15 protein-coding genes are annotated in these 15,084 nt (G+C 36.3%); 6 read left to right on the top strand and 9 right to left on the bottom strand.

What is annotated here, in order from left to right:
* Positions 1-168: 168 nt before the first annotated feature.
* The 3 genes from ACHUE3_RS04410 to ACHUE3_RS04400 all read left to right on the top strand — a co-directional run bounded on the left by ACHUE3_RS04410 (position 169) and on the right by ACHUE3_RS04400 (position 2,342).
* Complete coding sequence (locus ACHUE3_RS04410; protein ID WP_394190586.1) at positions 169-744, top strand: hypothetical protein; 576 nt, start codon at positions 169-171, stop codon at positions 742-744.
* Between the two features lie 59 nt (positions 745-803).
* On the top strand, positions 804-1,718 hold the full coding sequence (locus tag ACHUE3_RS04405) for a M14 family metallopeptidase (protein ID WP_394190584.1): 915 nt from the start codon (positions 804-806) through the stop codon (positions 1,716-1,718).
* 207 nt (positions 1,719-1,925) lie between these two features.
* The gene (locus ACHUE3_RS04400; protein WP_394190582.1) at positions 1,926-2,342 is read left to right on the top strand and encodes a hypothetical protein; all 417 of its coding nucleotides are present in this window, start codon (positions 1,926-1,928) and stop codon (positions 2,340-2,342) included.
* Positions 2,343-2,346: 4 nt separating this feature from the next.
* On the opposite strand, the gene ccoG is transcribed toward ACHUE3_RS04400, so the two are convergent.
* Both ccoG and ACHUE3_RS04390 read right to left on the bottom strand, forming a co-directional pair.
* On the bottom strand, positions 2,347-3,729 hold the full coding sequence (gene ccoG / locus ACHUE3_RS04395) for a cytochrome c oxidase accessory protein CcoG (protein ID WP_394190580.1): 1,383 nt from the start codon (positions 3,727-3,729) through the stop codon (positions 2,347-2,349).
* 148 nt (positions 3,730-3,877) lie between these two features.
* On the bottom strand, positions 3,878-5,290 hold the full coding sequence (locus tag ACHUE3_RS04390) for a sigma-54 interaction domain-containing protein (RefSeq protein ID WP_394190578.1): 1,413 nt from the start codon (positions 5,288-5,290) through the stop codon (positions 3,878-3,880).
* Positions 5,291-5,422: 132 nt separating this feature from the next.
* On the opposite strand from ACHUE3_RS04390, the gene ACHUE3_RS04385 reads away from it, so the two are divergent.
* Both ACHUE3_RS04385 and ACHUE3_RS04380 read left to right on the top strand, forming a co-directional pair.
* Positions 5,423-6,367 carry an ABC transporter ATP-binding protein gene (locus tag ACHUE3_RS04385; RefSeq protein WP_394190576.1) on the top strand — a complete coding sequence of 315 codons (945 nt, stop codon included), beginning with the start codon at positions 5,423-5,425 and terminating at the stop codon, positions 6,365-6,367.
* Positions 6,357-7,553, top strand: coding sequence for an ABC transporter permease (locus tag ACHUE3_RS04380; protein ID WP_394190574.1), 1,197 nt, complete (start codon positions 6,357-6,359; stop codon positions 7,551-7,553). The genes ACHUE3_RS04385 and ACHUE3_RS04380 overlap by 11 nt, the downstream gene beginning before the upstream one ends.
* 68 nt (positions 7,554-7,621) lie before the next feature.
* On the opposite strand, the gene ACHUE3_RS04375 is transcribed toward ACHUE3_RS04380, so the two are convergent.
* The 7 genes from ACHUE3_RS04375 to ACHUE3_RS04345 form a co-directional block, all read right to left on the bottom strand.
* Positions 7,622-8,506, bottom strand: a complete 885-nt coding sequence (locus ACHUE3_RS04375; protein WP_394190572.1) for a hypothetical protein — start codon at positions 8,504-8,506, stop codon at positions 7,622-7,624.
* A gap of 21 nt (positions 8,507-8,527) precedes the next feature.
* The gene (locus ACHUE3_RS04370) at positions 8,528-9,379 is read right to left on the bottom strand and encodes a caspase family protein (protein ID WP_394190570.1); all 852 of its coding nucleotides are present in this window, start codon (positions 9,377-9,379) and stop codon (positions 8,528-8,530) included.
* Complete coding sequence (locus ACHUE3_RS04365; RefSeq protein ID WP_394190568.1) at positions 9,379-10,851, bottom strand: hypothetical protein; 1,473 nt, start codon at positions 10,849-10,851, stop codon at positions 9,379-9,381. The genes ACHUE3_RS04370 and ACHUE3_RS04365 overlap by 1 nt, the downstream gene beginning before the upstream one ends.
* A complete protein-coding gene (locus ACHUE3_RS04360; RefSeq protein WP_394190566.1) occupies positions 10,808-12,112 on the bottom strand; it encodes a transglycosylase SLT domain-containing protein in 1,305 nt (434 codons plus the stop codon). Before ACHUE3_RS04360 ends, ACHUE3_RS04365 begins: the two co-directional genes overlap by 44 nt.
* Positions 12,109-12,849, bottom strand: coding sequence for an ETEC_3214 domain-containing protein (locus ACHUE3_RS04355; protein WP_394190564.1), 741 nt, complete (start codon positions 12,847-12,849; stop codon positions 12,109-12,111). Before ACHUE3_RS04355 ends, ACHUE3_RS04360 begins: the two co-directional genes overlap by 4 nt.
* Positions 12,849-13,376 carry a hypothetical protein gene (locus ACHUE3_RS04350; protein WP_394190562.1) on the bottom strand — a complete coding sequence of 176 codons (528 nt, stop codon included), beginning with the start codon at positions 13,374-13,376 and terminating at the stop codon, positions 12,849-12,851. Before ACHUE3_RS04350 ends, ACHUE3_RS04355 begins: the two co-directional genes overlap by 1 nt.
* A 681-nt stretch (positions 13,377-14,057) precedes the next feature.
* Complete coding sequence (locus ACHUE3_RS04345; RefSeq protein ID WP_394191649.1) at positions 14,058-14,612, bottom strand: TIGR00645 family protein; 555 nt, start codon at positions 14,610-14,612, stop codon at positions 14,058-14,060.
* A 189-nt stretch (positions 14,613-14,801) separates the two neighbouring features.
* On the opposite strand from ACHUE3_RS04345, the gene ACHUE3_RS04340 reads away from it, so the two are divergent.
* Positions 14,802-15,044 (top strand): hypothetical protein, encoded by a 243-nt coding sequence (locus tag ACHUE3_RS04340; RefSeq protein ID WP_394190560.1) that lies wholly within the window; start codon positions 14,802-14,804, stop codon positions 15,042-15,044.
* Positions 15,045-15,084 lie beyond the last annotated feature (40 nt).

Raw genomic sequence — 15,084 nt, 5'->3', positions numbered from 1 at the left:
CAGGATTGTATGCTGACTCGCTAATACGATTAAGCATGAACAAACTTAGTAAGAGAGTATTCCCTATGATCCATGAACTATATTTCTTTCATGCGCTCAAGAATCAACCACTCCTGCCGTTAATAAATAAACATTAAAACAATAAACAATTTGTACAGGAGGTACCCTATGGGCTTTTCAAACGATGAATTATTATTCTTATCGGATTTATTTAAAGCACAAGCCCCGCCTCAACTACCACAAAATCAAAAACTAACTGTGCAAAGTGATATTCCTGCTAACATAGCTTGCTTGTTTCAAAATGCAAATTTAACGTTACTTGCTGAAGTCGGGCACTATCAATTGTGGTTTCCACTTGAGTTTAAAGTTGACTCGTCAGGCACGTTTACACCTTCTTTAAGTGCACCAGAGGTAATTGATACAAAAGGCAATCAACGTAGTTGGCGATGGGACAATCTAAATATAAAAAGTGAGGGATACTATATTGAGTCTATTTCTAGTTCAGGTATCTTTTTAAAACCGCAAGGAGAGCATGCTGCTTTTAATGATAATCAAATTATGCAATTTGATTTACCTAATAAAAAGCACATTACCATGAGTATAGAGACAGTCAGGAAGTCCAAAGATGGTATAGCAGCGAGAATAATTGATATTCATGAAGGGCAAGAGCATCTCAGAGCATACTTGTTTGATGTACATAAACGCCAGTACGCCAACTTATATAATGCGATTCCTCCCAGTTAGTTGCGCTTAGCTCAAGGCGCCGATAAGCTATAGCATTTATTGCAAACAAAGAAGGTTTTATGAGCGAAACTATTTACCCGATTGGTACTGTTGGAACACCTTGGTCAAACGAAGAAAAGGCAAAGTGGTTTGAGCTACAGTCAATCAAACGTAGTTATCAAGAATGCGTGGTCTCTCTCATCGATGAGTTACGTAATGATTTTGATGTAGCCCAGTACGGTGCGCTTGAGTACGCTATTGAACGCTACCCTCTTTTCGTTATTAAGTCTAAAAACTGGCATGATGACAAACCTACCGTGCTCGTTACTGGTGGCGTACATGGTTATGAGACCAGTGGTGTGCATGGTGCATTGCGCTTTGCAAAAACTAAAGCAGCACATTACAGCGAACACTTTAATATAATTGTAGCACCCTGTATTAGCCCTTGGGGGTACGAAACTATTAATCGTTGGAACCCAGCAGCCGTTGATCCTAACCGTTCTTTTTATGCTGATAGCCCAGCCCCTGAGTCTGCAGCTATTATAGACTATATGCACAGCAACAATATCCAGCCAATTGCGCACATTGATTTGCATGAAACAACTGATACCGATAACAGTGAGTTTAGGCCTGCTTTGGCTGCGCGTGATGGAATTACTAATAAAAACTGGAATATACCTGATGGCTTTTACCTTGTTGCTGATTCAGTAAAACCAGAGCCTGCATTTCAAACTGCGATAATAGAAACAGTTGCACAAGTAACTCATATTGCACCCAGTGATGATAGCAATAAATTAATTGGTGTACCTCAAGAACAGTTCGGTGTAATTAATTACAGCGCACGTGAATTAGGGTTATGTATGGGCTTTACAGATGCTAAATATGTAACAACAACAGAGGTCTACCCTGACAGCCCGACCGCAACAGATGAGGAATGTATCCTTGCTCAAGTGGCTGCAATAACTGGCGGTTTAGATTACATTATCGCAAACTAATTAACACTCAGTAAAGAATTAAATATTTCATTAACAATACAGAATCAAATAAAATATACCGTTAAAACTTAAAAAACAGCCAAACCCTCACCATAAAAACACAGTTTTCAGAAAAAATATGCAAACTGTGTTTTTATTGACTAAATTCCTAGACTTACATCTATATTTGTATAAAATTCGCGCTCTTTATTTTAGCAAGGATAGAAATTGGAACTAAAAAATAAATACGGTCATGTTTCATTACAAGTTGAAAGTAATATTATTATTAGCAACTTTAACGGCAGTATTAATGAAAGCTTAGTGCTTGATTTTAGTAAAGCTATTTTAAGCCAAGCTAAAATTTTTGCTGGTTCACCTTGGGCTTATATAAGTAACTCTTTATCTGTGCAAGCAGCAACGCCAGGTGCTGAAGAACGCTTTATTTGCCTGACCAAAGATATGGTTAAAAAAGGCTGTGTTGCAAGCGCATATATATTGGACTCTACTGTCGCAATAAATCAAATGCAACGTGTTTTAAATCGTGCAGGGCTTTATCACAATATTCATGATTTGCTTTTTACCAATATGGAAGAGGCCCTGTCATTTGTCGAACAAAAAATGAAAGGACCTGTTACTTCATCTTAGCTAGTTAGTTTTTATAAAACATACTCTGTTGTGTTTGTGAAATACTCGAGTCTTCTTTTGCTGTTACCTCAAATTCCAACTTGGTTACTTTTTTTGTTAGATCATAGCTATCGGCTACAACTGTTACTGGGATTTGTTTCATCACACCGGGTTCTACGCGCGTCTCGCGTGGCGCTTTCAGTGTTCCAGCATCAAATCCGTTTAATGACACACGGTAATGTAGCGGCTGTTGTGTTTTATTAATAATTGTCAACGTGTATGGGTTTTCAACTAAGCCTTCATAAGTCATTCTGTATAGTGCATTTCTATCACGTAGCACTGAAACCTCAATAGGCGTTCTTTGTGCCAACCAAACAACCATTACTATTGATAGTAAAACCGTTAACCCGCCATATCCTAAAAGCTTTAACCTAAATGGATTGGTTACTCCTCCCTCCATTTGTTTTTCACTGGCGTACTTGATCAGTCCTTTTTGATAGCCAAACTTGTTCATTGTGTCATCGCATGCATCAATACATAAACCACAGTTTATACACTCATATTGTAATCCATTTCGAATATCAATTCCCGCAGGGCATACTTCCACACACAAGTTGCAATCTACACAATCTCCTAAATCTAAAGACTTTGGATCGGCTTTGCGTTTTCGTGGCCCACGATTTTCACCGCGCTCACTGTCGTAGGTAACAAGGAGTGTATCTTTATCAAACATAACAGACTGAAAACGAGAGTATGGGCACGCAACGGTGCACATTTTTTCACGCAAAAAACCTGCATTACCGTAAGTGCAAAAAGCGAATAAGAACACCCAAAAGCTGGTTATACCAGACCAATCAAACATTACCATGTCACTATAAAGTGATTTAACAGGTATAAAATAAGCCATAAACGACGTGGCGGTGAATAAAGAAATAACAAGCCATGCACTGTGTTTAGTTATTTTTTTACGCCATTTGGCTACTGCCCAAGGTGATTTGTCTAACTTGATACGCTGATTACGTGTGCCTTCTATGCGTTGTTCAACCCATGAAAACATTAGCATCCAGATTGTTTGTGGGCAGGTATATCCACACCATACTCTGCCAAGCCAGTTTGTTACGAAAAAAAGTGCAAATGCCCCAAGCATAAATAGTAATGCTAAAATCATAAAGTCTTGTGGCAAAAGCGTTAGACTAAAAATCGTGAACTTCTGAGTACCAACATCAAACAGAACAGCTTGTTGCCCGTTGTATTGAATCCAAGGAATAGCAACAAATACAAACATGAGTAGCCACCCTAAATTACGACGTACTTGCTGAAAAAAACCTTTTTGCTCGCGAATATAAATTGGCCCCTCATCCTTGTAGGGTTTAATGATCATGTCTTCTTCTTTAATATCAAATTTCATAATACTTACTTCATTGTGACGGTGTTTGAGTAAGTATTTGCAACTTTCAGACCAAGCTGAAAGCTTTATCTTATCCTTTAATTACAATAAGTTAATCTTATTATTAATATTAAAATTCGCGATATAACACGCCACTCGCGATATATCGTTACTTTGTGATTTTTAGCTTTTTCATTTTTGATCGTAATGTACTCTCTGGCATACCAAGCCTAATCGCAGCTCCTTCTGGGCCTGATACTTTACCATTTGTTATATCAAGCACTGTTTCTATGTGCTGTTTAACGACACAATTAAGAGAAAGTGATGGGTTAACACTTGAGTTAACCTGCCCATTCAATGGCTGAGTTAAGTTTATTACCGTGTGTTTTGATAAAATAGCTTCTCTTTCTAATACGTTTTGTAACTCTCGAATATTCCCAGGCCAATCATACGCTTGAAGCTGATTTATAGCCTTTTTACTTAATCCTTTTAATTGCTTACCTAAACGTTTATTAAGTTGTTGAACAAGGTTAACACTCAAAAGTGGTATATCTTCTTTTCGCTCTTTTAATGCAGGCACGCGAATTGGAAATACATTTAAACGATAATAAAGATCGATTCTGAAATGTCCTTGTTCAACCATTTGCCATAGATCGCGATTAGTCGCTGCAATAATTCGTATATCAACAGTGAGCGTGGAACTTCCACCAACTCGCTCAAACTCACGCTCTTGCAAAACTCGTAATAACTTACTTTGTGACTCTAGTGGCAACTCTGCGATTTCATCTAAAAACAATGTACCATTATCCGCAAGTTCAAACCGCCCTTTACGGCGCTCATTTGCACCCGTAAACGCTCCTTTTTCATGACCAAATAACTCGGACTCTAATAAGCTGGGTGTAAATGCTGCGCAATTAACTTTTATAAAGGGCTGCTTATACCTGTTACTTAAGCGATGAAGATTGCGCGCTACTAGCTCTTTGCCTGTTCCATTTTCACCCAGGATGAGCACTGTACTGTCAGTTGGGCTAACTAATTTGATTTGTTCTAACATTGCTTGAAATACATGGCTTTTACCGACTAACCCTGAATCTTGCCAATCTTCATTTAATTGCGCTGTAAGGTACGTATTTTCGTCTTTTAATTGCTCACTCATGGCGCTAACTTGCTTAAGGGCATCGCGTAAAGCATGCTCTGTTTCATGCTGTTTTGAAACATCGCGAAATATAGCGACAGCACCAATTAACTGTCCGTTTTTATAAACTGGTGTTGATGTGTATTCAACAGGAAATTGCGTGCCGTCTTTACGCCAAAACACTTCATCTTTAACATGCCTATGAACGCCATCAAACATAGTGCAATAAATTTGGCATTCATCTGCTGGATAAGGTGAGCCATCAGCATGACTATGGTGATGGTACTGATGAATTTTTTTACCCAGCAATTCACTTGCTTGCCAGCCAGTCATGCGCTCTGCAGCAGGATTTATAAATACCGCATTGCCGGATAAATCAAAACCGTAAATCCCCTCACCTACTGCATTAAGTAATAAAGTAGGGTCATTCAAAAATTGTTTGATCATAAAACCATCTCTCGCGATATATCACGAAACTTTAGCATTTCTACTCTTTATTTACACTTTTACTTACAAAATATATTTTTATTCACTGGGTGTACCCATTATGATAAAGAAAAACAATAAAGTAGAGTTACTATGTCATTAACCATTTCTCACTTAGAAAAACATTATGCCTCCGTAAATGCAGTAGACAGACTGTCATTTGAAGTTCAGCGAGGTGAAATTTTTGCTCTGCTTGGCCCAAATGGAGCTGGTAAATCCTCATTGGTTAAAATGCTGGTTGGTTTTACTTACCCAGACGCCGGTGAAATTGAGCTTATTGACGAGAACCAACAATACTCATCAATCCCTTCCCTATTATTAGGCTACTTACCTGAAGACCGAGGGTTATACCCTGAAAAAACATTAAAACAAAACTTACAATTTTTTGCGCTGCTACATGGCGTGTCGAATCAAGATTTTGAACAGCGATGCCAACATTGGTTGAAGAAGTTTAGCCTATACGATCGTTTAAACGACCCGTTGAAGTCTTTATCAAAAGGTAACCAGCAAAAAGTTCAGCTTATTACAGCCATACTGCATGAACCTAAATGGGTAATACTTGATGAGCCTTTTTCTGGATTGGATCCCATTAACCAAGAGTTGGTGGTGGAGTTTTTAGCTGAGCTCAAGCAACAAGGTATGACTGTAATACTGAGTGCGCACCAAATGGCTATGGTAGAAAAACTAGCTGACAGAGTACTGCTTCTTAATAAAGGCCAAAGCGTGCTGTACGGTAAGCTAAGTGAGATCTTTGCTCAATATAACAACTATATGATTGATGTCAGCTTTAGCCAATCTATTGATAAAGTACAGCTTGAAGAACTTAACGTCACCTGCAGCACCAAGCAGCTCTCTTCAACGCGATTAACTATTACGTTAACTGAGCAACAATCACTGAATGAGGTATTGCCACAGCTGCTTAAGTTGGGCGATATTACTGAGTTTAAAAATCAATCACAATCATTACATGCTATTTATCTTCAGGCCGTTGCCGAACATAATTCGCACGCTCACCAGGAGCAAAATTATGAAAAATAAAAACGTATCAGCACCACAGCAAGTTTGGACTGTGGCTAAATGGGAGTTCATGCATTTTTTTAAATTAAAGCAAGAAGTTATTTCCAAACTCATTATGTTGCTAATCGCAGCTATTATCTATTTTTTTGCTGCAGATGGAACTGACCTAAATAAACAGTACACCTTGGCGACTAATACAGAGCAACAACTTTTCAACCAATTAAACCCGCGGTTCACGTTTAAAAGTGTTGAAGATATTAATTCGGTAGTTAAAAGCTTAGGCCATAATGAATTTGATGGAGCACTTAAATATGAAGACGTAGCCAACACATTCACATTAATAACCTATGAAAAAGAAGCATGGCAAACGTCTTTAACCTCAAATATTAACGCAGCATTGCAACAACAACGATTCAACGCGCTTAATTTGACTAAACAGCAACAGGATAGTTTGACCAAGAACATTAATATTGAACATCAAGTACTTGATGAGCTATTAAAAAATCAGGCTGACAAAGGGCAAACTTACACCGCCTTTGGAGTGTTAATATTATTATTTGTAGCTATGTTTGGCGTATTTGGACAACTGTTTGTTAGTATTACTGGCGAAAAGCAAAACCGTGTGACAGAGCAACTAATGGCTACGATGACGCCACAAACTTGGATTGATGGCAAACTAGCAGGACAAATATTGCTTGCAGTAAAAACAATGCTTGGGACGCTTATATCAATTGTGCTTTCCATGCTATTTTTTACTGTAATAATAAAACAACAACCCCTGAGCTTAAGTTTTGTTAATTGGTCAATGCTACCTTGGTTTATCGCGTTTGCAGTGTTGGGCCTTGCCATTTGTGCTGCGTTTATGGCAGCCATTGCAGCAGGAATTGATGATCCAAACCACAGTAGTAAAAGTGCATTAATGATGCTGCCAATAGCCCCTATTGCCATTGCATTTTTCATTATGGACGCACCTAACGGCCTCATTAGTATTGTGTTAAGTTACCTGCCTATCACCGCCTTTGCAGTAATGCCTGTTAGGATGTCATTAGTTGATTTACCTTTTTGGCAGCCGCTTTTATCGATACTACTTGGTGCAGGCTGTTTTTATTACTTACGCATCTTTGCAGCACGTATTTTTAAAATGGGGATGAATATGTATGGCAAGGAGCCAAGCCTTAAAGCAATGTGGCTAGCTATTTTTAAGTAATTTGGAGTGTAGAGGTAGGCTAAGCAATTAGCCTACCTCGCTAAATAGTACTTTTTAATAGTTTAAAATTAAAACATGTAAAACATCGAGACAGCAAAGGTTGTGTTTTTCTCTTCAATTTCATTACCGGGGTCGAGTCTTTGGATTATTGGTAATACTTCAGGTGATAAGTTTGCATACACTTGATTAGAAAACCTATCATCATCGATGGTATATGAGAAACTTTCATATTTTAGCTTTACACTCAATCCTGCATTTTCACTAAATAAATAGCTATACGTTGAGGCTAAACTATAGCCAAACGAGTCTCCTTCAATTCCGTCAAAAGGCTCTCTGTCTAATTTGGCTGATAATTGAGCACCGGTTACACTTAAGCCAATAGCTGAGTTATCATTAATGGTGTAGCTATAAGAGGAGCCAAAAAACGCCCCACTGTTTGCAAAAGCATCTGCTGCGCCATATTCTTTTTCAGCAAATCTTACGCCTACAAAAATATCTAAGTCGTTATAAATGTTATAACCAATGGTCAAAGAAGCATCTGCATGAGAGAAATAATCTTCATCATTGCCATTATCATCTAAATCACCAACGGAATAATCATTAGCCCACAGAATTTCAACCTCTTTTTGTGTCAAACTTTGTCCAACGTTTAACCCTGCCCCTTCAAAGCTTCCGCTTAATGAAACATTTAAATCTAAACGAGTATAGAAACTTTGCCCCGAAAACATCGCTGATAAACCTAGCATTTGAAAGTCAGCATTTGCATACGCACCATCAACAGTTAGGTCGTTTATACCATGAGAAACGCTAATTGATGGTATAAAATGCCAAGAATCACCTTGGCTTCTTAAATTATTAGCATTACTGTGGTTTTCACATTCACACTCGTGTGCACTAGCATTTGATGATGCAATCGCAATTAGTGTTGCAATTGCAAGTTTTGATTTAAACATTTTGTTCCCTTTTAATTTTTACTACCACGTTGCTCTTATTTTCGGTGCCGTTTCAGGCTTTACCAAAAAGAAATCATATTTATACAATGAAGAATGCTCCCAAGGGATCTGTTTGCCTTGAGTTTCATTAATAACTTGGGCGCGAACTTGCGAAAAAATACGATCCACAGAAACTCGCGGTGTAGTCATGTTTTTAAGTAAATACTTGGTGTAAGTACCATTTCTTCCTTCACCATCCGCTGCAACATTGCCAGGAGATGTTGCAAACGCAATTAAAGTATTTGCAGGAGCTTTAACCTCTGCAAGTCCTTTCGAACGTTTTAAACCTCTGAATTCATTCGCAAGACTTCTAGAGCTAGGAAGAATATTCGTCCCTTCATAAGGATTGTTTCTGCAAGCATCCATCACTAAGATGCTTAAATCCGGATTCTGTTTTCTTAAATGTGACATCAATACTTCAAGGTTATATGAAACTGAATCAAATGTTGTGGTAGGTAAAATCTGATTATTTACCGGTATTAAAAAGTTTTTATCATGCTGTTGAATCGCATGACCAGCATAGTAAAAAAATAACTGAGTTTGTTCCGTGACACGTGTTTTAAAGAAATGCTCTACTTTATTTTCTAAGTTATGTTTATCTAAGTCTAATAATAGCGTCACATCAAACCCTAAAGCTTCTAAGCTAGCAGCCATATCTTGGGCATCATTTTTAGGATTCTCTAAAGGAGATACTTGATAGTTTGAATTACCAATAACTAGCGCTTGGCGCATAGCTAACTTTTTAGACTCTGTAGCTGCACAGCCACTCAGGATCAGTAATAAATAGCTGTATAGAGACAAATATTTAATAAAGGTGGCAACTGAATAGCTCATTATTTTTCTACCGTTCTAAATTGTAAAACAGAATGCACTATGCTTGTTGTAGGTTGATTATTTATTACTCGTTTTAAACCTCGAGTTTTAGCAAGTGCTACATTTCGATTTTTTGCAATTGTTTGATATCCGGTTAAGTCATCGTAGTATGAATTGGGTAAATCGGCTTTTGTTAACTTCGACCCTGCACTAATTTGAATACTCTCTACCCCAAATGGTGGTTCAACTATAAAATCTCCAATTGTGAGCCACTGATTGATCTCAACTGTTGTAACACACTTTAAAAAAAAGCCTTCGCCGTTACGAGGTTTATCATGAAGCTGAAGTAGGTAACCCAACTCTTGAAATTTATTTTTGGTAAAACCACTGATGTAAAAACAGCCAGGCTGCGACAACATTACCTGTAAACTAACTGCTTCAGACTCTGAGAACAGCAATCCACGCTTACCTTTATTTGTTTTAATATCAACAAATAAATCGCCACTCTGTACTTGGTAGTTAGTGAACAAAGATTGCTGAAAAGCTTCCGATTTTAAGTTCATATTACTAATGTTATTGTTAAAATAACCTATTACACTAGCTTCAGCTTCTGAAGTTGAAACATCTATTAAGTGATACAAAACGACAATCTTATCACCTTCATAACCGATGCTGCCTGATAATATATATTTAGCATTGCGCTCATCAGCAACAGTATTTGTAATTGAATGCTTCAACTTTTTATATATTTCAATTGCAAATGAAGGTATGGATTGGTCAATGGATACCACTGGTTTTATAAGCAAAGAAGCTGCTGGCAATATAGCTTTTACCCGTTCAATGAATGTTACTACATCAACTGGATTCTTAACCATTTCAGTTAATAACAAATCTAGCGTAGTTTTATCAAGCAACACCCGTACTTTGTAATTATCGTGCGGGTTGAACGAATTTATAATGGCTTCATATTGTTTTAATCTTGAGAGCTTGCTGATCAATTTAGACATAACTGTATAGCTATCTGAAAATTTTTGTTGAGCTAAAAAAAGGTATGTTTTATCAATCTCAGCTGCTAGTTTTTCCGCTGATTGCATATATAGCTTTGTTGATTTTAATTTGTCTAGGCTGGCAATACATTTTATTGAATCTTTAGTTTCTAATGTTTCACATTCTTGCCTAGCTCCATACACAGGTAAACTCGAATATGTGCGAGTCGATGTTTCAAAAACACTTTCAATAGCATTGTTTTTTTTCTTTTTAAAAACACTTGATTTAGTTTCTACATTGACAAATATTTGCCCACTCAACATAGTTAGAGCTTGTTGTTGTGCACTAGTTAAACATGATTCATTGGTTATTTCTGAACAATTACTTAGGCCAACACCAATTATCACATCATTATTTGCTGATAAATAAGTTGAAAACGTTACTATGGTAAATAATAAAACTTTAATCATTAAATTTTTCCAGCTCTGACGTAAGCTCTGTTTCATAAAACTGCTTTCTTACTAATACCTTTTTCAAATAATTTTTCGTTTCTTCAGGCGTTTTTGTTAATAATGTGTTTTTAACTTCAGCAACAGTTAAATTATTAATTGCAGACTGAGCTTGCCTTAGGCTTTTACTAGTACCATTAAAAGCTTTAGCTACATTACCAACCCCGGTATTATAAGCAGAAATAGTACATAACAATTTACTTTGCTCATCTGTAATTGCAGGAAAGTAATTTTTCTGGACAATATTAAGGTAGGCAACCCCGTAAAGTATATTGGTTTGAGGAGAATAAAGTGATTCCTCCGCAGGTTTTGATTTTTGCTTAAATACACGCCGATTAACGTCTAACCCCGCAGTAGAGGGCACTATTTGCATCAGACCAAAAGCAGGAATGTAGGATTTTGCTAATGGATTAAAGCTTGATTCAGTTTCAACTATAGCCAAAATCAAAAATGGGTCTACATTGTACTTTTTAGAAAATTTATTTACTTCATTTAGATAGAGTTTGGCTTTATCAACTCGGTTATTTTTAAAGCTAAATTTGAAGGCGCTAATATTTTTAGGCAATTGAGCTTTTTGAATTTGTTCCTTTTCGTACTCTAATGACTTTTTATAAACCGACATTACTGACTTTTGCTCTTTATCCGTACTTTCTGAGTGATTTAAAAAGTTGCCGACCTTTTTTATTTCGCTACTCAATTTTATATTTACTTTTTTCTTTAATGCTCGTTGGGCCTGAGCGACTGATATGCTCTCAATTTCACTTAATTTTATATCAGTACCCAGTGAAATAGATTCAGCGATAGTCACGGGTGAAGTTTTGAAAGCTGATTTTGATGCAATCGCTGTTTTCGTATCCGAAAACACAGTGTTTACTTTTTCATTTATTCGCACACTATCAATAGGGCTTGCTAGTTGATCGTTAAAAATTGAAACTGCCTGCTTTTTAGTTAAAGAATCAATTGTTATTAACTCAACTGTATTATGCTGATAGTTAATAGAAAACTTAGATGACAATTTATCGTTATATATTACGATTTCTGTTTCGTTACTCGTATCAGCAACCCCCCATTTTTCAATTAAGGATTGCTTAAATAATTCATACTTTTCTAAACGTTGTTTATTGAAAGCTGTAATTTTGTTTTTTCTTCTTTCTTTAAAAGCTGCAAAACGCTCTTTAGCCGTCATCTCTTGCGCAGATAAAGTGTTAAATATAGGTATTAAAATTAAGAAAAGTAAGATAAGTAAACGTAGTTTCACCGCTTTCTTCCATAAATAACGTATTCGCGTGAAGATAAAACTGCATCAGCAATCATATCTACGGATAATTGTCCTACACCATACAAGTTTAACGGTAAAGACTTTAAAGGTTCAGTTTGTTCGAGGACTTTAAGCTCATCTATTAGCATTGCTTGTTCTATCTTGTTTAATAAAAGCGGCTCTTTAAAAGCTCGAGCTGCAAAACCAACATTACCAATGTACTTCTTCAAGAAAAGTGAGTTTTTCCCCAGCTGGTCCTCTACAACAAAGAGTGATTCCTTTGGATTTACAGCTAAACCTGCAAATCCGGGTGCCAATTGTTCAGTGGTTGAGTCCGTTTCAATGTTATTGAGTTCAAGTAACCCCACAGGTATAAAGTCGTCTTTTATAGTGATTATTGTAAATGCTTTGACCTGCTTTTCACGATAAAAAATTGTTAAAATATACTTACTATTCAAATAGTAAGTATAATCAATTTGATTATCTACTTGTGATGTTCTCATTAACTCAGCAGGACCAAATGCACTCTCAATAAAATCTTTATTCAAGCCGACTTGCACAAGCTGCAGCTTTTCATAGTCAAGCGTATTTGTGAATTTGGAAACTGAATATTTGTAAGCGGATTGCAACAAATCAACAGAATCATTCCATGCACCTAATGCGAGAAATGTAGCTGCAAAAGTAACTGCAACATTTTTTACATTAATCCAAAAGGAGTTAGGTTTTTCGGTAGCCATTAGTGATTCTGAACCAGCTCAGATTTTATGAACTCTAGATACAAAATTGATTCATTTTCAGCTTTGATAGAGCTCTTTGGTTGCTTGATTGCTTCATGCAACATAGCTTTCACGCTATCATTGGGTAATACTACTAATGCACACATTTGTTCTGTGTCATTTATTCTTACGTATTCTGTTCTTTGGGTCTGTGCATTTATTAATGCGCCTTCAGAAAATGTTGTGGCAAGCTGTTCAAATACAGAACTAGATAGTGCTTTGTTGGCTGTTGTACGTTTTTCACTAATTCGCTTTTTCATTTGTACAATTCTATTACTAATTTGAGTGTTCAAATTAGATTGTGCAAGCATCACCGCTTCCATCGAATCAACACCAAAGTCACCAGAGCTGCTGGAACAGCCAACAGCAGGTAGACCGCCTTTTACGAGCTTATAAGGTTGAAAAATCCAATCCGAATTGTTAGAAAGTGCGCTACCAGCTTTCAGTAAAATTAACAGACAAACAATTTTATATACTATTTTTTTCAACAGTGAAACCTCCTTATTCAAAGTGTTAGAAATTCTAGTTTCACTCCGAAAAATGTCAATTCTGTCTTTATGTGTATATACGACAATTATGTACTCAAATACGACAAAACCAATCCAAGGCACTGTTTTTATTGATAAATAATTAATTTTATAGATTTATAAAATGCTAGGCTCGGGGTGTTCTCTGCTCTATTCAGCTAAGTTTTTATTAGTATTCCTATTCGTATTTTAATTAGCCTGCAAAATATCATCCTATGCATGCGATACTTTTAATACTATTGACTAGATGTTTGACGCTTAGGAAAGCTTATAATAAAAAACTAAACAAAATAGAGATATTAATTAAATCCATATACTTGTTATCAGCTCTCCGAATAAAAAGGTTTATCAATAACTAATGAATATGGCAAAGAACACATCTAATGGGGGTAACCTTTTAAACAGTGAATTATGCATTTTACGATGTTTCAATTAACTTTAAATCATGTAAATAGAGACGCTTTTATCGTTACTACTTAGTGCAGGCTGTTTTTATTACTTACGTATTTTTGCAGCACGTATTTTTAAAATGGGGATGAATATGTATGGCAAGGAGCCAAGCCTTAAAGCAATGTGGCTAGCTATTTTTAAGTAATTTGGAGTGTCGAGGTAGGCTAAGCAATTAGCCTACCTGAAATTTAATTAGTGGTTAATTGTTTTGCTGTTAATATAATCTGTCAGTGCGAACAACACACCCGAAACAACAAACGTAATATGAATAACGACTTTTAAAATTAGTTCTTCACTGGTGTACGATGAAGAGCTAATAAATACTTTCAATAATTCTACAGCAGATATAGCAACAATGGCGCTAATAAGCTTCATTTTTAGCCCAGAAAAACCAACCTTCCCCATCCAAGCAGGTCTATCTTCATGATTCTCTATATTGAGTTTCGATACAAAATTTTCATAACCACTAAAAATAATTATAAGCAATAGCCCACCGAGTAACGCCGTATCTACTAGCGTTAAAATCCCTACTAACAGTTCTTCGTTAGTGGCTGTAAACGTAGCAATGCCCATTAGGTATAACTGTTTAAAGAATTTGATCAGTAATAAAATAACGGCAAATAATAGCCCAACAAAAAATGGAGCAAGTAACCAACGCCCACGAAATATAAATGTTTCTAATACGAGCTCTGCTCTGCCTGCTTGTCGTTTAGGTTTTGTAGGGGCTTGATTGTCCATTTTGCTCATCATTTTAAAAAAAGCTGACTTTAACCGAGTTTGTTATTTGATACAAACACTAAAGTGTTTTTCTTTTCGGTATAAATTTCATCTTAACGATAAAAATATTTCGTTTTCTTTTATAAGCATTTCGATTAAGAATCATATAACCCACTGAGCATTTCTCTTTGGTTAACAACTTTTATTAGGAATGAACACATGAACAAAACAATGCTAACCCTTATCATTGCGCCAATTTTTAGCGTTGTTGCGACATTCGCTGTCGCAGAAGACGCTGTTGATGCGCCTGAAGAAATAATCCAAGAATTTACAGAAATGTGTATAGATTGGGCAAAAGATGACGATATCAGCGATTCTGAGCTTAAGCCATACGTTTTAAAGTGCGTTAATGATGAATTAACAGCTGAAGGCTATAAAAAAGTGACTGACGTAAAAATTTAATTAAATTCGCTTAATCATAAAAAACCGAGATTGCACAAGG

Origin of the sequence: Pseudoalteromonas atlantica, assembly GCF_043641955.1 — a bacterium.
Classification (GTDB): Bacteria; Pseudomonadota; Gammaproteobacteria; order Enterobacterales; family Alteromonadaceae; genus Pseudoalteromonas; species Pseudoalteromonas atlantica_A.
Note: the sequence above shows the minus strand (reverse complement) of the source record. Positions and strands in the feature narration are given on the sequence as shown.